We start from the raw sequence: 18,398 nt of genomic DNA, 5'->3' as shown, positions 1-18,398 counted from the left end.
CCTAAAATGTGATATGTCTGAATCATCCTTATTGCTATAACTTAATTTTCAGAGAATGTCGTAACAATGAATCCTTCTCGATTCGTTCCTGATATGCGATAAGAATCACAACTCATGATCGGGATATGACTAGATATCCCTTTATCTGCGGGAACATAATAGATATGGATTGCCATGTCCTTTTCTTTAATCGTAAGCTGCTCTCCAGAGTACCGATATTGCTGTACAAAATCGATGTACTCCTCTAAACATAGATTGTTCTCTTCCATGATTTTGGAATGGGGATATCCTACATATCTAAAATGCCATGGCTCATAAGCAATACGAGTGATTGATTCTTTTTCTTGTTTATATCGAAGGATAAAACCGAATTGAATGGCATGTTGTCTGAAGGACTTGTAAATGCCCGTATCCGGAAAGGAAGGAGCAATAAAATCGATATTCGATTTCAATTTCCCCACATCGACAGCCAACCCCGTTTGGTGTTCACTATGGTCAGGCAAGGCTACGTATTTGGAAGTATATTCGGAACCCTGTTCTATCAAACAATCATGATAGATTTGGACTTGATCTTCTTTTGTGCGATATGCGCTGACGGCGACAATTTCATCCATCCCCCCACAAGCTTTAAGCAGAGCATGAAATTGATTGAAGCACTGCTTCTCCAGAAGCATCTGCTTATTTAACTTCTTTATTGAAGGCAAGGAATCCAATGACTCTAATTCATGTACTTTTACTTGCCTTCTGATTGGGTTTTGATCATTTATTAACACTAAGTGCCCTTGAAATAATTCTTCGTTACTTACGCTGATTTCAATATGTTTTTGTACGACTTCCCGTGATTTCATGATGAAGTACCCCACCTTCTTTATACATTCGTAACACTCTGTCCGTGATCGAACTCGTTATTTCTTGAGAGACACCACCGATATGATGGGCCAGTTCCTGAATCGGAATTTCCTGCTCACCTGAATAGCCAATGAAGGTCACCTTTGATCCTTCGGGAAAATACATCGGAAGCTTGACCATCAATTGATCCATGGAGATTTTCCCTATAATTTCTGCACGATACCCTTCCACTAACACCTCCGAATTTTGCATTCTCTGCGACCATCCATCGGCATAGCCGATAGGCACTGTTCCGATCCATTGATCTGAGTTTGTTTGGTAAGCATTGTTGTAACCCACATATTCGCCTTTTTTTAATTTTTTCGTTTGTAATAATCTACTGTGCATACTGAATGCCGGATTGAGTTGGATGTTAGGCACTAGTTTTTCCGGATAAAAGCCATAGATTGCAGCTCCTATTCGAGCCATATCCATGCACAATTCCGGGAATCGAAGTGCTGCAACACTTCCCGCACAGTGATAATGACTGATGGGTATCCGTGACATACTGCTCCACTCTTTCATTTCCAGGAAGTGTTGAATCTGAAGCTGTAGATAACGGTTGTCTTCCTCACCTGCTGTCGCGAAGTGGGTATAGAACCCGTCGACTACTACATCTGGTGCTCTAAGCCAAGGAACCATTTCAAGCCACTCTTCTTGCGTGCGTATACCGATTCGCCCAAGTCCAGTATCCATTTTCACATGCACAGATACCTTATGCGGGGTATGAACAGGCTTGTATTTTCTCATCTCATGAAACCATGACGCCTGTGTAACGGTAAGCATCAAATCATGTTCCAAAGCCAGAGGTACAAGTTCGGGACGAATCGGAGTCAAAATAAGAATCGGTTGTTTTAAGCCGGCAGTCCTAAGGCGAACGGCTTCTTCAATGAAGGCACACGCTAAATAGTCCGCACCTGCCTCTACTGCTTCTTTGGCTGTTTCAATATCTCCATGCCCGTATGCATTTGCTTTAACAACGGCCATTAGTTTGGTCGAACGAGGTAGAAATTTGCGGATCTGTATGACATTCTCGCGAATTTGCGTTAAATCTATTTCAGCCCAAGTATCTCGATACATCCGAAGGATCTCCTCAACCCAATAGATGGTATATTTTTAATTACTATTTTCAATAGATCCGCATTTGCACTTTTCATTGTTTGGCCTCCTAAAGGTGTGAATACAGTGCGTTGAATTGATTTAAGTGTATATTAAGGCTGCTACAGCTCCTATCGATCAAACTTACACAAAACTGACAACGTTGTAAGATTACTGATTTGCACCTCTCATAGTTGCAACAAAAAAAAGCCGCCAATAGGGCGACTCGTAAAAGATAACGGAAATGAACTTCGATAATAAAGTCTACAAGAAGAAGCCTGCGTTAAGGCAGGCCTCTTTCATTATTGTGGATTTTCATTACTCATCCAACTGTCGACATGCAGTGGTTCACTGTAGTCCTCCCGGTCAGTAAATTCTTTCAGGTGTTTCTCTGCATCTGCATGGTTATCGAAGGCACCCATAACGACGGTGAATTTCCCATTTTGGGTCTGTACAACGCTGCTGTCATCGGCAGAATACTGTTCAGCCAACATGGCCAGTGCTTCACCCTGCTCCATGTCTTCGCTACGTACAAAGAAAAGTTCATGTGATTGCGTTGTCTTCCCGTCGGAAAAAAGCTTCAACTGAATATATCCGGGCTGCTGATACTCTGACACGGAATAATCCACATCATCCTTAAGTTCAACCACAAAGCCAATGGCGGAATCATCCAAAATGATATTTTGATAGACATCTTTTACATTCTTAAGTGCTTTAATGTCCTTCTCCAACTTGTCATAATCCAGATGACGCACCCCGTTGAAGGTGAAGATCAAGCGATTTGGTCCTTCTTTGTGATCCACAGTATACGATGGAGCAGAGGTGATCTGTTCACCATCGATCTGAAAATTAATGTTTAGTGTATCCGATTCTTTGGTCGTTGTAACCGAAACCCCATCTGTGCGCTCTCCGCCACCACCAACTTGCAGAATTTTGACGACAGAACCTATAACAGGTACATCGGATAATGCCTTGGCTACACCTGGAACGTTAGCTGTTATCATCACCGCAGCACAGGCAGCAACCAGGGATGAACTACGCCAGATCATCATTTTTCTTCGCTTTTGGTTTCGTGCGCGCTGACGGGCTTGCTGAATAACTCCGGAAAGGCCGGATGGAATATTGATCTGTTCATATCTTTCTTTTCCTGTCATGTAAAATCAACCTCTTCCTTGGTTAGATGTTTTTTGAGTTTGTTTAAGATCTTATAGAACCTGGTCTTCACCGTGCTTTCCGGCAAGGACAGTACCTCCGCCATATCCTTGAATCGCTGATCCTGGAAAAATTTCAAAACGATAAATGCCCTATCTTCGGGATGCAGGTGATCCAGTGCTTCGTATAAATCCCATTGCTCTTCAAGCCCCATGGAACTCTCTTCGGCTGCAAATGGTATGGTGCTGTCTTCCATATACGTGTATTTCTTCTTTCGTCTGATGTGATCCAGAGAACAATTGATGACGATTCGGGTCATCCAGGTTTCAAAATAATCAGGACTCTTCACTTTTTCATAAGATAGAAAACCTTTATACGAGGCTTCAGATATAATTTCCAATGCTTCCTGTTCATTTTTCACATAAGAGAACGCGAAGCGATAAAGCTTTTCTTTACATGCCTCCAGACGATCACTGAACTGCTGTTCAGTTAGTGCTGTACTCACCTTGCTCAGTTTGTCCACCCCCGTTGCGACTGTATATTTTGATTATTGCCGCATTTTTAATAAAGCTTACTTTGTATGTTGTTTCGCATGTTAGACAGCTGAGAGTCGAAAATAGTTTTAAAGAAGATGAATTTTTTTATCTGGGAACAAGAACTTATATCGTCCCAAACGAAAAAAGCCGCCAATAGGCGACTTCTTTTCTCTTTCTTCATTAGGAAGAACAGTAATTGCATATGCCCTCTTGCCCCAATCAGTCTCCAACCCAGCTCAAGAATGGACAACTTATCTTTTAGAGCCATGTCCATAATCAGCTGTACCCTGCTTTTCATGTCATTGGATGCTTCCACAGGATCTGGAATGTCTGGCAGCTGGCCTTCAACGGGATATTCCGAAAGGTCTAATCCATGTCTGCTATTTGTGCAATAGTCCTTCCATACATCGTTTGTCCTCGACGCAGAACCTCACTGAAAATTACGTTCTTTGAGGTAAATTAGGTATAGATATTGCCTACGCTAAGTTTTGCTGCCTTGGCGATATCGTTAATATTGGTTGAATCAATTCCACATTTAGCCATGTCTTATAGTGCTAAGCCCAGTTACCGTTACGAAACACAGGTTCCAGGCCTCCGTTTTCAAGTTCTCCATCAATGTCCATATGAGCCGATCCAATCATAAAATCGACATGAATGAGGCTTGTGTTCACACCGTTTGCCGCCTTTTCCGCTTCAGTCATCTCGTTCCTTCCCTCAAGACAGAAGGGATAAGCATTACCGATCGCAAGATGGTTGGATGCATTTTCATCAAAAAGAGAGTTGTAAAAAACAAGCCCTGATTCCGAAATGGGAGAATGATGCGGCACCAACGCAATCTCGCCCAGATAGGATGCGCCTTCGTCGATGCTAATTAATCTTTTTAGCACCTCAAGCCCTTGCGTTGCTTGAATATTAATAATTTTCCCGTTTTCAAACGTCAAGGTGAAGTCATCGATTAGATATCCTTCATAACTTAGCGGCTTGGTACTGCGAACCGTGCCGTTCACCCCCTGCTTTAACGGGGCAGTCCATACTTCTTCTGACGGAATGTTTGCCAAAAATGAAACACCCTTTTCATTGATGTTATCCGCATCACTAACCCAGATATGTTTAGGCGACAATTCTATCCGTAGATCCGTACCGTGTACGTCGTATCGATCAAGCACTCTTCGGCAACATCAGGAAACACCTTGGCAGCCCATGCTGTTGATGGAACCGTAACTATAGACCAACTGACCTTGTTGGACATGCCGTAGCTGCGAAATTTGGCTAATGCCTTACCCTTGGATGCATTCAAATTCATGATCCGCTGTGGATCTATTCCGTGCAGAAGATCGGGATTGGGTGCAGTGATCGTCAGGAAAGCGGCATTATTTTCGGCAAAAGTCTCCCAACCGGCTGCCCGGAACGCCGGGTATTCGTGGAACACCGAATCCGGTGCAAGTTCATACTTTAAACGCATAATCTCATCATCGCTCCACTCGATATAGACATCATGAGGGCCGGCTTCATAAGCATGTTTCACAACTAGTCGAACAAACGGAGCAGCCGATATTGGCGCGGTTATGACAAGCGTTTGTTCCCTCTGAACATGAACACCAACGTTGACCACAAGTGCTGCATAACGCTCCAATTTTTCACGAAACTCCAATTGCATCCTCCTCCTCCTCCTCCTGAATCCTGACTAAAATTAATATCACTGGTTTAATTATTACTCTTCAAAAGGCTATCATATCTTGTAATTGGAACTCTATGAAAATTTTGCTATACTATTTTATGCTAGATTACCGTTCAGATGAGCTGCAAATCTACTATATTTGATGAGTTGGAGGAATACAAAAAACATGTTACATACACGAATAGGAAAAACTGCTGCTGCCGCTATTCTTGCCATATCCTTGCTCGGAACTACTGCAAACCTTAATGATGCCTATGCTGCACCCGCCATTTCGGTCTTGCTGGATGATGTTCCTCTGAAATTCGATGCAGCCCCTCTGATTGATAAAGGTGTAACCTATGTCCCTTTCCGGACAGTTGGCGAAGCCCTGGGAATTAGCATTACATGGAACAGCAAAACGCAAACCGTGAAAGCGATTGGAAAAGTAAAAGGTCAGGCGACGGAAGTCCTGCTTCAAGTGGGAAGCACTACAGCAACCGTCAATGGAGAAAAAGTTAAGCTCGCAGCGCCACCGGTTCAGCGGGAAGGTCGTGTGCTTATTCCACTCAGTTCGTTCAGTAGTCAGTTCGGTGTTAATGTAGGCTGGAACCAATCAACTCGTACCGTTTCTCTTGTTTCACCGCAACGTGAAATGCATTTGAGAGCTTTCTACGCGTTGCAATCCTATAAGGAAATCGATTTGGTGTCATCCATGAACTCCGTTGCTTTTGGCTGGAGTCGCATCGATCGTGAAGGTCAATTTACGCTTCAGGGTGATGAGTATCAAATTCCTGCTGCTGCCGGTGACGTTACCCCTCAATCCATCGTTGCTGATGCAGCGAATCAGAGTATTAAACCGTATCTTATGGTTTATTCTTTGGATGGAAACGGAGAACTTACCAAGGTGCTAAGTGACAGCAGCATGCGCCAGAAGTCCATTGAGGGCATAACTGCTGCCATCGCTGAGAATGGTTTTGGAGGGGTTGTTCTTGATTTTGAAGGACTAGGTTTTAAGCTGGACGCTGTAGAGCAGCAGAAGCTGCTGAACAATTACGTCAAGCAATTGAAGGATTCCTTGCCTAAAGACATCGCCCTATCTTTGGCCGTACCTCCATTAAATAGTGCATATAAAGGTTATGACTACAAAACGCTCGTTTCATTGGCAGACGACATCATTATTATGGCTTATCAATATAATCCGGTCGGCACCAAAGCGCAGGTTCCCGAGCCGAACAGCCTTGTGGATCAAGCCATCCAGCTTGCGTTAGATGCAGGCGTTTCGAAACAAAAGCTTTTGCTCGGTATCAGTTTAAATAGTGAAACCTCATCTTCCATAGATGATAAACTGGGTCTTGCCAAGCGGTATGATCTCAAAGGTGCAGCCTTCTGGCGCCTTGGTTTATTCCGAACATACAATAATCAGATGGAAGGCGCTGTCAATGCTTCTGTTATAAAAGAATAAAGGAATTCCGTTATTCTTGAATACATTAGCTTTTCACACACCAAAAAAACGAACCGAAATCTCTGGATGCGAACAAGAGGTTTCGGTTCGTTTGTTATAGATGATATCTATGCGTTCAATGAGGAATGCTCGTTTCTGTGGCTTGCGCTAAGTACCAGATCTTTCTGATAGGCGAGTACCTGGTCCCAGTCCCCGTGGAAAATCGGTATCCGATAGTACCCAACTCTTTCATAAAGGGCCGCTGCCTCAGGCTGCTTGGGGCCAGTCTGCAGCTTCAGATTGGTATAGCCAAACTCCAGCGCAAGACGCTCTGCTTCGGCAAGAATGGCCTGTGCCACACCCTTGCGACGGAAATCCGAACGTGTATACATGCGCTTGACCTCCACGGATGTATCATCAAGGGGTCTGATGGCTCCGCAGCCTACCGGATATCCATCCAAACGCGCGACAATAAAGGCTGCTCGCGGTGTCTCCACATCGGATGGCTGAAATCCCGCCGTCCCATCGCCGCCATATAACAATCCCAATTCTTCGCTTAGCTCCTTGATTAACAGTTCTGAATCCTTGCTTCGTATATCTTCGGCGGCAGCAAGCACGATTGACGACATTGCGTAAAACCCCTTTCCCTCATTGGATTTATTGGATTTTGTGATTTATATAAATTATCACGAACAGGTCCTGAGCGTCAATTCCCCATCGATTGAATATTTCAATAAGCAAACTGAAGAGTAGGTACAGAGTAAAAAAAGCCGCCAGATTGGCGACTTTCTCCATACGTATATGATTACAATTGAACCGACGCATTGGATTCCAATTCCCTGCTTACCCTTCAACCACATCAGCTCGTAAATCCGTTGCAACCTCGATCATTTGCGGAACAACAGCTTCATTGACTATGGCAACATACAGATCTCCCATATACAGACGAAATGGAATCTGCTGGTTCTCATACGTCCACATGAAGAAATCCCCATCGATGGACATGACACTCTCCGGTCCCTGGACGGTAAGAACAGGTGAGTACGTAAAGTCCGGTTTGGATGCAAAATACTGTTTGCATTCTTCCAAGGAGATGGATTGCTCCGGGTTATTATCTTGCATGGATCGAGTGATCCGAAAACGTTGATTCATGAAATATGCCTCCAATTAGAATTTGTGCAGAACCTGTCCCAGAATTTCGATACCCTTCACAATTTGCTCATCGGAAGGTGTTGAGAAATTAAGTCTGATCGCATTGCAGGGTTCGTTCTCATCGACGAGAAAAGCAGTGCCCGGAACAACCGCAACACCTTCCGCAGCGGCTGTTTTGGCATAATCCAGCATCGGGATATGAGCCGGCAGATCACACCAGAGGAACAGCCCTCCATCCGGTTGGGTAAAGGTAATGGATTCACCCATATGCTCCTTCAGCTTGTCAATCATCAAGGCAGACTTCCTGCGATAAATCGCACGGATACTGCTGATATGCTCTGCATAGTTATACTCCGTCATGAACTTGTGTGCCAGAATCTGCGGCAGCATGGCTGTATGTACATCCTCTCCCTGTTTGGCAACCACCATCTTCTGAACAACCTCGGAAGGAGCCAGAACATAACCAACACGCAAGCCAGCGGACAGAATCTTGGAGAAGGAACCTACGTAAATAACCAGACCTTCATCATCCATCGACTTAATTGTCGCTACATCTTCTCCGCGAAAACGAAGTTCTCCGTATGGGTTATCTTCCAGAATCATGACTCCATACTTCTTGGCAAGATCATAGATTGCCTTGCGTTTCTCCAGGCTGGTGGTAAAACCTGTAGGGTTTTGGAAGCTCGGAATGACATAGATCATCTTTACATTCTGCTCGGTTTGCAGGGCATGCTCCAGCTTCCCGATATCCATACCGTCCGTCTCCATCGGAACGCCGACCAAGTTTGCGCCTGAAGCCCGGAAAGAGTTCAGTGAACCGATAAAGCTTGGGCTCTCACAGATAATCGTATCCCCTTCATTACAGAATACTTTACAAGCAAGTTCAATCCCTTGCTGTGCGCCAGATACGATGAACAGTTCATCCGATGTTTTACCCGTGTCAAAGCCTGCCTTCAGGTGTGTAGTCAATGTATCCCGCAGCGGGGCATAGCCTTCGGTAATTCCGTATTGCAGTGCTGTTACCGGGTCCTGTTCCAGAATCGATTGGGTGAATGTGCGAATCGCCTCAATAGGGAATGTCTCCGGAGCGGGATTCCCCGCCGAGAACGGAATTACATTTTGACCCGAAGAAGCCTTCAGGATTTCACGAATGATGGATGGCTGTAATGCAGCAATCCGGTTGGAAAATGAATAGTTCATCTTAAAATAATGCCTCCCGAATTCAAATCAGACTCTTGTCTGTATAACTACAATTAGATTCTATTATACGAGTATTTGGCAGATTTCTAAACGGTCTCGTCAAAATTGGCAGAGAAACAACAAAAAGAGGCTGACATAAGCCGCCCCATGCTCTTAAGCTTTTACTTTATGGATGTCACTATACTGCCATCTATGACCGATGCACAAGATTGATTTCCGATAATCGTGTTGCCTTCACGAGATAAGTCGCCAGCCCAGGAACCATCCGGGCCAAACCAGGATAAAATTTGTTCGTTTTGGCAAAAGCCAGCTTCTGAATCCGTCGTGCACGCCGGAGCAGTCGGGAGAATTCGTGATGAGCTTCCTTCGAATACCCGTGCTGCCACTGCTTAAAGCTGATCTTCCTGTGAAGATACCTGTCCGTCCATTCAGCACACAGCAGTGAGGAACGAAGCGCAACGGACATCCCGTCACCACACAAGGGAGGGATCATCAGCATGGCATCTCCAATATGAGGATATTGGGACCACGGTTCAGGAACATTGGATAGATGGAGTGGTGCAATCGAGACCTGTGTTCCTTGGACTGGACTTCCCTCCGCAAGCCTCGCTGCCAATCTTTCGTTGGTCAGGGATGCAGCCAGCAGAATATCCTTCACAGACTTGCCGCTTCCACGCACCGCATCAAGGGTCAGCAATGCAGCTACATTTGCGATACCCTCCTCAATTGGCGAAATGCCGACATACCCTCCCTTGCAAAAATACAACTCTACCCGCGGCGGGATCGTGATTGCCCGATAGTGCGATTTGACACCCACATATGCTGTTTTATCCCGCAGCTCGGCTGGCGAGGTCATCCCGCGCGGCTTCTTCGAGCCATGGGCTCCAATAACGGTTTTTGCTCTATACTGAATCTCGTCATTTCCTTGTTTGGCTTCGACTTCATAGCTATAATCCTCTAACTGCCGAATGTTGGTTATCGTTGCCTTCGTAACGATCTCAACGCCTGCGGTTGTGGCCTGCTTGTGCAAATTCCGATCCAGCTCATATCGGCTAATGCCGTAGGCCAATCCCGGCAGAGGCGCCTCGATCTCCCCGCCCTGAGGCATAATGATCTTGGCATGATCCATGGTACTTGGCTTTATCTCTTGTTCACTAAGGTTGATCCCCAAATAATCCAGCATTTCCGTTGTCTCAGGCGACATAAACTCACCGCATGTTTTGTGACGTGGAAACTCCTGCCGATCCAACAGCAGTGTGCGGTGCCCTTGCCTGGCAAGCTGCAACGCACAGGTACTGCCGGCAATTCCAGCTCCGATGACTATGGCATCCATTGGTTCAGACACGCAAGAACACCCGCCTTTCATTGTCCATTTATGATAACTGCCTATCCATATAATGTAGCTATGATAGCTTCCCATGGTGGGGTATCACGACGGAATAGCGGAACAAAGGCTTCCATTCATAGGTCATCGTGTCATGGTTCAACTGCTGCTTCAAGTCCCGCCAATCGCTTCCCGTGAAGCCTTTTGCAACAGACAGCGGTCCATCATGACGAATATATCGATTGCGAGAGATCATTCGAGTGGTTATCCAGACGGCCGCATAGGATACGGGATGGCGATGGATATCATTAATGACAACGCCAAACTTGGAGGCACGCAGCATATGCGAGACCATCTCTACGAGTTGTTTTCCTTCAAAATGATGGACAAATTGCGAGCCAGTCACAATGTCTGCTGAGGCATCCGGCAACTCCCTGACATCGGCACGTCGAACCTTGATTCTCGGCTCATTCCTGAATAGGTTTCTCGCTTCCTCACATGCCTCCTCAGTCAGATCGACCAGAGTAATCTCAAGCTTAATTCCCTTCTGGTCCGCCCAGTGCAATAGCTTCTGGTTTACATCACCTGAACCTGCTCCCACATCAAGAAGGGTCAGCGTACTTGGACGGCCTATCGCTTTCCATAACTTTTCCACCCCTGCACGGGTTGGAGCGGGAGCAGCAAATATTTTGTTCAGCCGTCTCAGATGTTGGAGCGCTTCGCTCAATTCTTCTCCCCCCATGGAGAAATCGTCCATCATCTCGTCTTCCCTTGCCCGTACGGATAGTGTTCTAAAGAAGGACATGATTCCGCTCCTTTACAGCTATATAGTATGAATGATTTTCTCCAATTAACAATTATCCCCTTAACCAAGCCTTATACTCATTAGAGCTGAGCTGGATATATTATTTTACGAAGAGTTATCCAATCTCAGAATGCTTAATTTCATTACTCCTTAGCCTACATATTGTTTTTACGGGGCCAAATAAACGAATTCTCAGCAAAATGGATAGCAGACTTAGTATGAGAATCTTTCATAAGAGGAACGTCACGCTTAACCTTTGTTATATTATAAAAAAAGTCGCCACCAGGGCGACTTTATACGGTATAACGTTTTTCCTGCTTATAGCTGATAGCGAAGTAAACAATACTAAACTATTTTTTTAACATTTTCCCCTGACTCTTATTATCGTTGGCATTCTCTTTAAAATAAATCTCGTTCAGAACGTTGACACGAACGTTGATATCTTGCTCAAGCTTCGGAAACCACTCGGTTTTCCATTCCTTTAACTGTTTCTCTGACATCTTGGGACGGAATATCATGCCAATCCCTAGAACATCCGATTTTAAGGAATGAATCTTTCTCACGGTTTGATTGAATTGTCTGCTCAGTTGTTCCTTCATTTCTTTCTCAATAACCGCATTGCCTTTTCCTTCAGGACTTTCAGTAATGACGACATCAAGCGTAATATCCGTCTGGATTGAAGGGCCTTTTTCCGACCACTGGGTCCTATGTTTGATTTTGGCATCCTGAATAAGAACACTCGTGTTCTGAGCCACTTCAATGGTTCCCCCTGAATACTTCCCTTTAAATAAATTAAACAAAAGCGTCTCTTCCTGATTCAGTGTTCCTACCATGCGGTCATTCCGCATGACGGCCGTGCCTCTAAAGGTGAACAAGGTTCGAACACCGTTTTTGAGCATTGGAATGGCCATGTCTTCCGTATATGAATTCTCGTTTTGGTAAGCTTCCCATATGCGAACGATGGATTGATTGGGCGTCCACCCGGCATCCTGGCTAAAGAAGTCGTAGGAAGAAATTTCAGGTGTTGGCGATATTTGGTGGTACATCGTCTTCTCAAAATCACCGTCAATCACCGCCACCAAGCCCTTAATCGAAATATCGTTCGCTCTGACGGCAAAATCGATAATGTTTTCAATCCCCTGTTCTGCTACTTTTCTGTCGATTAGCATCAGCCTCAAATGTACCAATTCGATGCTTTTTTCGGAATCCGTACGTATCAAATCAATCGCTTTGCTAATGGATTTGGCCTCTTTGTCAAGAATTTGGGTTTTACCTGATGCATCAGGGATTTGGAGTACAATCCTGTACTTCTCCGTCTTCCCCTTCCCCACGCCCATCACAACAGGCAGATATTGCTTGTTAATATCCTTGGTATCCCAACATCCCGAAAGTAACATGATCATAGATAGAGCTACAATCAGAGTCTTTATGGTGCGCATGTTCATGTACTCACCTTCTTTCGTTGCCATTGCGCAGCGAGGAATACAATGATCGGAAAACCGATAACGCTATAAACGCAAAAGAAAGAATTCAGGTACAGGTATGAATTCAATGCGTTGACATCCGGTATCAACAGACTAATCACGTACAAGGATAAGCACATCACGGAAAGAACCCATAATCGGTTGATTTTCGGCATAAATAGCTGATGCAGCAGCGCCACCAGAATCCAGAGTAACACAGAAACCTTCAAAACGCCGAGAGCACTGGAGGCCACCACGTAGAAGCTTGGAAGCCAGTCAAATACAACCCACTCCAGATCAATGGTATCCGACGCCATAAGCATGGGATATTGCAGATTGATTACCGTTTCCTGTCCGAATACAAGAAGTGGAACATATACAGATCCCAAAGCAAACACAAATATGATACCCACCGCAGCAGCTGCTTTGCCAAAACTAAGCCGTTGTTTGGAGGGAATCATGCCAAGGAATAAAAACCCCGCTAAAATTACCGTACATACATAGAAATCTGAATGAGAGAAAAACGACATTCCGCTATCCCAAATCGGAAAAATGTAGCTGATTCTGAAATTCTGGATGCTGATCATCATGGAAAAGAATATGAATGGCATCAAGAGAATACATAATCCGATGCTGGCCCGGATCATTACGTTAAGTCCCTTCCAAATAGCATAAAAACAGAGAATGATAAAAAGTGCCGTTGTTGCTGCTGGCGGTGTTCTCTGTAGTAATACGGCTTTAATCTCGACTGACTGAAAGTACATAAGTAACATCAGCTCGATATATAGGAAGATCAGCATCGGCAGAACGATCAGTCTCGTTGCCCACTTGCCCAGTGATTCATTACAGATGTCCACCACTGTTTTCCCCGGAAACTGCGACAACGCCTTTAAGTACATCCATAGAACCAGCAGCTCTGCCAAAAAGAGAATCGTTATGGGTTCCCAATGTCCTTTGGAAGTCGCAGAGATGATGCGTTCAGGGAAGATGGCAAAGATCGAAGCGAGGTGAAGCAGAACAAACATGGTTAGAATCTGGGCTTTATTCATCCGAAGCCTTTCCTTTCACGCTTAAACTTAAGTAGGGAACGGAGAACGTATTCAACGAGGCAAAATACAGTATAATCCAAATCATCGCAGCCTCAAGTCCCCATATCCCGAAAAAGGAACTGATAAGCATGACAACGTATTTGTACATTCGAATTCCGGTCGTGTTCATATAGCCTGCCAATACAAAGTTGGCAATTGCCGAGGCAACCAGAATAATAATTAATAGATTACTGACGAGTTTGGCCTGAACGATGGCTTGTCCCAACAGAATACCGCCAATCATGGTTATGGTGGGTCCAATGTTTTTGGGAAGTCGAATGGTGGCCTCAATAATCATCTCCAAAAGCAGCATAACCAGCAGCATTTCGATCAACGAAGGATACGGAACCCCTTCCCTGCTCTTGGCTACTGTAATGGCTAACTGGATTCGCAGCAATTCCGGATTTACCGAATTCAGCACGATATACAAACCTGGAAGCGTAACAGCCAAAAGTGCGCCAATGGCCCGTACGGTTCGTAAAAACACTTGAAACAAATACGGGTAGTTAACGTCCAGCGTTGTTGACCATAGATCCGTGATGATGGCTGGAAAAGCAAAGGCAAACGAAAACTGATCAATTAAAATAATCACTTTTCCGTTCATCAGATTCTGTACCATCTCCCCAGGTAGCTCCGAAGAGATATACGTTGGAGTTAAGGAGAATTTGGGATGCCCCAGTATACGCATCAGATCCCTTACCGTAGTCAATTCCTTGTCCTTGTTTTGTTCCAGCTTATCCCGAATAGACGCGATGACCTTGGCTTGGGCAACTCCCTCCAAATACACCATGGCAATTTTCTTGGTAGACCGGGTCCCCGTTTCTCGTCGTTCAATAATCAAATCCTCGGAAATCATCTTTTTCCGCAGCAAACCGATGTTTTTATTAATATCTTCTGTAAAAGCATCGTATGCAGATTGAAGGGGATTCTCACTCTCCGGTGCGCTGACAGAACGCGAAATGTCAGTATGCTCCGGTTCCATGACAGCTGCCATCCCTTCTGTGCTGAACAGAACAAGCTTTCCGTGCAAGAGATGACCGCATATCTCATCCATTGACATGGAGGCCTCTTCTTCAAATGGCCTGAACATATTTTGAAATGATCCATTCTCACTACCACTAGCCGCCTGATTAAGCGTTGACAATGTTGATGGAAGATCGACAAGCGTCTCCATGTAATATGCTCTGAATTCCTGATCCGCGATAACCACGTTTTTGCTTAGGAAATCCGAACTCTTTTTGAAATGGTCATGAAGTTGCTTTTCTATATCGTGAAGATCTTGTTCATGGATTCGCTGCAAATTTTACCACCTCTTCTGAAGTAGTATGTCGTGAAGAAAAAAAGTTTATTCAGAAAAGCACCTTCACTTTATATGCCCCAATTGAAGTTAATGCTGGGTTTATTTAATCCATCCTGAGGTAAATTATGTTGTTATTTTTGAACTGGAAACCAAAATTTAATATAATGTTGTAATGCACCAATGGTGGGAGGATAGGCCATGAACAAAGAGGAACAGGTCCTATTGGGTTTCAGGGACTTATATAACAAGCTGGTTTGGCTTAATAAAGATAAGATGGAAGAAAGTCTTAAGGGTTATAAGCCTTCTGAAGTACATTGCATCGAATACATTGAAAAAAATGCAGATTCCAATGTAACAAAGCTTGCGGAGTCCTTCTATATGACTCGAGGTGCGATAAGTAAATTAACGAAGAAGCTCATCGAAAAAGGCCTGATCGAAAGCTATCAGAAGTCGGATAACAAGAAAGAAATTTATTTTAGGCTTACGGAGCAAGGGAAAGTCATTTATCAAATCCATGAGGACCTGCACAACGAGTTTCACGAGCGAGATAAAGCCGTATTTGAACAGGTAACCGACGAACAATTTGACAGTATGCTTAACTTCGTGGACAAGTATAATCGGCATCTGGATGCAGAAATAAAGAAGCTGGGTACAGATCTGAAGTCGGAGTAAATCTGAATAATGAAGTTAAACTTAAGGCAGCCGGACTCTATTTTTGAGAACAGGCTGTTTTTTTATTGTTATTATTTTGTTGACAAGGAAACAAAGAAGCTGTACGATATTAATGTTTCCAAGGAAATAAAATCACGCCTTCTGAGAGGAGAATTGAATGTTTAAATTTCGATTAAGATCACAACATACACAGAACAAAGAACAAACCATAAACAAACACGCTTTATTATTCGGTCTGATCTCTGTGTTCCTTTGCGGGATAGGCTTCAGTATTATCGCGCCTGTTGTCCCATTCTTAGTACAGCCTTATATAAGCAGTCCAGGACAACAAGCTATCGTTGTTACACTGCTGACCTCTGTTTATGCCTTTTGCGTATTTTTTGCGGCCCCTGTACTTGGAGCTCTGAGCGACAAATATGGCCGTCGTCCATTGCTCCTGATATGTCTTTTGGGTTCCGCAATCGGATACTTGGTTTTTGGCATAGGTGGAGCTCTCTGGGTACTCTTTGTGGGGCGTATCATCGAAGGGATAACCGGCGGAAGCATAGGCACAATCTTTGCATATTTTGCAGACATCATCCCACCGGAACAGAGAACCAAATACTTTGGATGGGTAAGTGCAGTTGTAGGTGTGGGCACCGTCATTGGCCCGACTGTAGGCGGATTACTCGCCAAAATTGATTATTCTGCACCCATGTATTTTGGAGCAATCATAACTTTGGTGAATGTGATATATGGATTCTTTTTTATGCCGGAGAGTCTTGCCAAGAAAAATAGACTGAAAGAAATTACAATGGCAAGACTTAATCCATTCATACAGCTTGCAAATCTGCTTTCCATGAAAAACTTGAACAGATTACTGATCTCAGCGTTCTTACTTTGGATCCCCAACGGATCTTTACAAGCCGTTTTCTCACAATTCTCAATGGATACTTTCAATTGGAAGCCTGCAATCATTGGACTTATGTTCTCCATTATGGGTGTCCAGGACATCCTCTCACAAGGTCTCATCATGCCCCAGCTTCTGAAAAGACTTAGTGATAAACAGATCGCCATTCTTGGAATGGTTTCAGAGATTATAGGCTACAGCCTCATTGCGTTATCTACTTTGTTCTCATTCTATCCACTGTTTATCGTGGGCATGTTTATCTTTGGTTTTGGTGATTCGATCTTCGGGCCTTCCTTCAATGGCATGCTTTCCAAGTCTGTCGACTCTAGTGAACAAGGAAGGATTCAAGGCGGGAGTCAATCTCTTCAGGCATTAGCTAGAATGATTGGTCCTATCATTGGAGGTCAAATCTATGTATCCCTTGGTCATGCAGCTCCCGCTATTATGGGTGTGATTCTTATCGCAGCGGCCATACCTGTTTTGTATAAGCGAACGCAAATGATTATTTAAAATGCCTGCTTTCATCAGGCAAGTATCGGATTGCTGGGAGTCGAGACACCATAGAACAGAGAATAGGGTTTCAGAACATAGGTACAGGTACTGAAACCCTATTTGTCTATAGTCCGGGATGTCAAGATAATGGATCCGCCTTTCCAAACTCCAGCACATCGATGGATGAAGGATGTAATACGTAACCACACTGCCAATTCTCGGTCAAAACACTTCGTTCTGTGTACTTCATATGATCGGGTTGAAAGGCGGGGAGCAGTTTTTCAGCATCCAAAAAAAGTAAGCGTTCCCCATACCGGACATCGGCATGTTCAGGATCAGCTAGAGGTTCTCCGCATCATGATTGGAGGTACTTTATAATAGATTTTGAATGCTCTGGTAAATGAATATATATTCGGATAACCGAGCGACAAAGCAATCTCCGTAACGGTAACATCCGTATCCTTTAGAAGCTGTTTGGCCTTATCCATTCGTATTCTCTGCATGAATTTTAACGGGGGCAGACCAACCTGAGTGGTGAACATGTTGGAGAAGTAAGAACGATGTACCCCTGCGAAGTCGGCGACCTGCTGCACGGAAATGCCCTCTGTTGCATGCAATTCCATGTAATTCATGCATGCATTCATGAATCCAGCCAGCCAATTCTGTAGGCTGTCCATAGTTGGTGTCTGGAACAAGACTGGCTAACAATCCATATACCAACCCGTGCAGCTCCAGCGATACTGCTGGCTTCCATCGTTCCACACATGCCAATGCATGAATTAAACGTTCCGACGTTTCCTGGACCTGAGTGGATATCATCTGTTTGCCGAACGGATTTTCAGGAGTCAAACCAGCCAGCTCCAATAAAGGTTTGACTTTAGGACCATCCAATGCCAGCCAGTTCATTTGCAGTGGAGATTCCGAGGGAAGCATGTGATAGTAATAGGTTCTCCCGGGAAACAGACAGAACAGATCATTCTTCTGCAAGTCTACCCGCTTGCCATCAAACTCAAGACTGACCCTACCTTCATACACAAAATGAAGACTATAACACTCGATACGTTTGGGACCAACCCGATAATTGGATTTCGCTATACTTCGCCCCGCCCGGACAGGCCAGATGTGTTCCTCTTTATCCAAATAACCTGGCTTATAGTCGATGAATTCTGCATGCTCATACTCATATTCCTGCATCGTAGGGAGCCCCTCCTTCTCCTATTTTGTTTGATCGTAACAAAATG

General features: G+C 44.4%; 17 protein-coding genes and 1 pseudogene. 3 read left to right on the top strand and 15 right to left on the bottom strand.

The window, feature by feature from the left end:
- Positions 1–41: 41 nt before the first annotated feature.
- From MKY42_RS15275 to MKY42_RS15255, 5 genes and pseudogenes are all read right to left on the bottom strand, one after another.
- A complete protein-coding gene (locus tag MKY42_RS15275; protein ID WP_339852240.1) occupies positions 42–848 on the bottom strand; it encodes a D-alanyl-D-alanine carboxypeptidase family protein in 807 nt (268 codons plus the stop codon).
- Entirely contained in the window at positions 814–1,968 is a 1,155-nt protein-coding gene (gene alr / locus MKY42_RS15270; RefSeq protein ID WP_090897662.1) for an alanine racemase, read from the bottom strand. Before alr ends, MKY42_RS15275 begins: the two co-directional genes overlap by 35 nt.
- Before the next feature lie 320 nt (positions 1,969–2,288).
- Positions 2,289–3,140 carry a hypothetical protein gene (locus MKY42_RS15265; RefSeq protein ID WP_339852237.1) on the bottom strand — a complete coding sequence of 284 codons (852 nt, stop codon included), beginning with the start codon at positions 3,138–3,140 and terminating at the stop codon, positions 2,289–2,291.
- Positions 3,137–3,643, bottom strand: coding sequence for a sigma-70 family RNA polymerase sigma factor (locus tag MKY42_RS15260; RefSeq protein WP_306459214.1), 507 nt, complete (start codon positions 3,641–3,643; stop codon positions 3,137–3,139). Before MKY42_RS15260 ends, MKY42_RS15265 begins: the two co-directional genes overlap by 4 nt.
- Positions 3,644–4,228: 585 nt before the next feature.
- Positions 4,229–5,331, bottom strand: a pseudogene (locus MKY42_RS15255) (aminopeptidase).
- A gap of 187 nt (positions 5,332–5,518) precedes the next feature.
- Here MKY42_RS15255 and MKY42_RS15250 point away from each other — a divergent pair.
- Positions 5,519–6,793, top strand: a complete 1,275-nt coding sequence (locus MKY42_RS15250; RefSeq protein WP_339852235.1) for a stalk domain-containing protein — start codon at positions 5,519–5,521, stop codon at positions 6,791–6,793.
- 107 nt (positions 6,794–6,900) lie between these two features.
- On the opposite strand, the gene MKY42_RS15245 is transcribed toward MKY42_RS15250, so the two are convergent.
- The 8 genes from MKY42_RS15245 to MKY42_RS15210 form a co-directional block, all read right to left on the bottom strand.
- The gene (locus MKY42_RS15245) at positions 6,901–7,401 is read right to left on the bottom strand and encodes a GNAT family N-acetyltransferase (protein ID WP_339852233.1); all 501 of its coding nucleotides are present in this window, start codon (positions 7,399–7,401) and stop codon (positions 6,901–6,903) included.
- A 214-nt stretch (positions 7,402–7,615) separates the two neighbouring features.
- Positions 7,616–7,924 (bottom strand): hypothetical protein, encoded by a 309-nt coding sequence (locus MKY42_RS15240; RefSeq protein ID WP_339852232.1) that lies wholly within the window; start codon positions 7,922–7,924, stop codon positions 7,616–7,618.
- A gap of 15 nt (positions 7,925–7,939) precedes the next feature.
- A complete protein-coding gene (locus MKY42_RS15235) occupies positions 7,940–9,124 on the bottom strand; it encodes a PLP-dependent aminotransferase family protein (protein WP_090897643.1) in 1,185 nt (394 codons plus the stop codon).
- Between the two features lie 190 nt (positions 9,125–9,314).
- Entirely contained in the window at positions 9,315–10,469 is a 1,155-nt protein-coding gene (locus tag MKY42_RS15230) for an FAD-dependent oxidoreductase (RefSeq protein ID WP_339852230.1), read from the bottom strand.
- A 58-nt stretch (positions 10,470–10,527) separates the two neighbouring features.
- On the bottom strand, positions 10,528–11,253 hold the full coding sequence (locus MKY42_RS15225) for a methyltransferase domain-containing protein (protein WP_339852227.1): 726 nt from the start codon (positions 11,251–11,253) through the stop codon (positions 10,528–10,530).
- 350 nt (positions 11,254–11,603) lie between these two features.
- Positions 11,604–12,722: a Ger(x)C family spore germination protein gene (locus MKY42_RS15220; RefSeq protein ID WP_339852224.1), complete on the bottom strand. Its 1,119-nt coding sequence runs from the start codon at positions 12,720–12,722 to the stop codon at positions 11,604–11,606.
- Positions 12,695–13,765 (bottom strand): GerAB/ArcD/ProY family transporter, encoded by a 1,071-nt coding sequence (locus MKY42_RS15215; protein ID WP_090897632.1) that lies wholly within the window; start codon positions 13,763–13,765, stop codon positions 12,695–12,697. The genes MKY42_RS15220 and MKY42_RS15215 overlap by 28 nt, the downstream gene beginning before the upstream one ends.
- Positions 13,758–15,104 carry a spore germination protein gene (locus MKY42_RS15210; RefSeq protein WP_339852222.1) on the bottom strand — a complete coding sequence of 449 codons (1,347 nt, stop codon included), beginning with the start codon at positions 15,102–15,104 and terminating at the stop codon, positions 13,758–13,760. The genes MKY42_RS15215 and MKY42_RS15210 overlap by 8 nt, the downstream gene beginning before the upstream one ends.
- 198 nt (positions 15,105–15,302) lie before the next feature.
- On the opposite strand from MKY42_RS15210, the gene MKY42_RS15205 reads away from it, so the two are divergent.
- Complete coding sequence (locus MKY42_RS15205) at positions 15,303–15,776, top strand: MarR family transcriptional regulator (protein ID WP_090897627.1); 474 nt, start codon at positions 15,303–15,305, stop codon at positions 15,774–15,776.
- A gap of 157 nt (positions 15,777–15,933) precedes the next feature.
- Positions 15,934–17,175 (top strand): MFS transporter, encoded by a 1,242-nt coding sequence (locus MKY42_RS15200; RefSeq protein ID WP_090897625.1) that lies wholly within the window; start codon positions 15,934–15,936, stop codon positions 17,173–17,175.
- Between the two features lie 317 nt (positions 17,176–17,492).
- Here the strand turns inward: MKY42_RS15200 and MKY42_RS15195 are convergent, their stop codons facing one another.
- Both MKY42_RS15195 and MKY42_RS15190 read right to left on the bottom strand, forming a co-directional pair.
- Positions 17,493–17,699, bottom strand: a complete 207-nt coding sequence (locus tag MKY42_RS15195; protein WP_339852220.1) for an AraC family transcriptional regulator — start codon at positions 17,697–17,699, stop codon at positions 17,493–17,495.
- The gene (locus MKY42_RS15190; RefSeq protein ID WP_339852218.1) at positions 17,638–18,351 is read right to left on the bottom strand and encodes an AraC family ligand binding domain-containing protein; all 714 of its coding nucleotides are present in this window, start codon (positions 18,349–18,351) and stop codon (positions 17,638–17,640) included. Before MKY42_RS15190 ends, MKY42_RS15195 begins: the two co-directional genes overlap by 62 nt.
- Between the last annotated feature and the right edge of the window lie 47 nt (positions 18,352–18,398).

This window comes from Paenibacillus sp. FSL W7-1088 (assembly GCF_037969855.1).
GTDB lineage: Bacteria > Bacillota > Bacilli > Paenibacillales > Paenibacillaceae > Paenibacillus.
The sequence above is the reverse complement of the archived record's forward strand: the minus strand, read 5'-3'. Positions and strand labels throughout refer to the sequence as shown.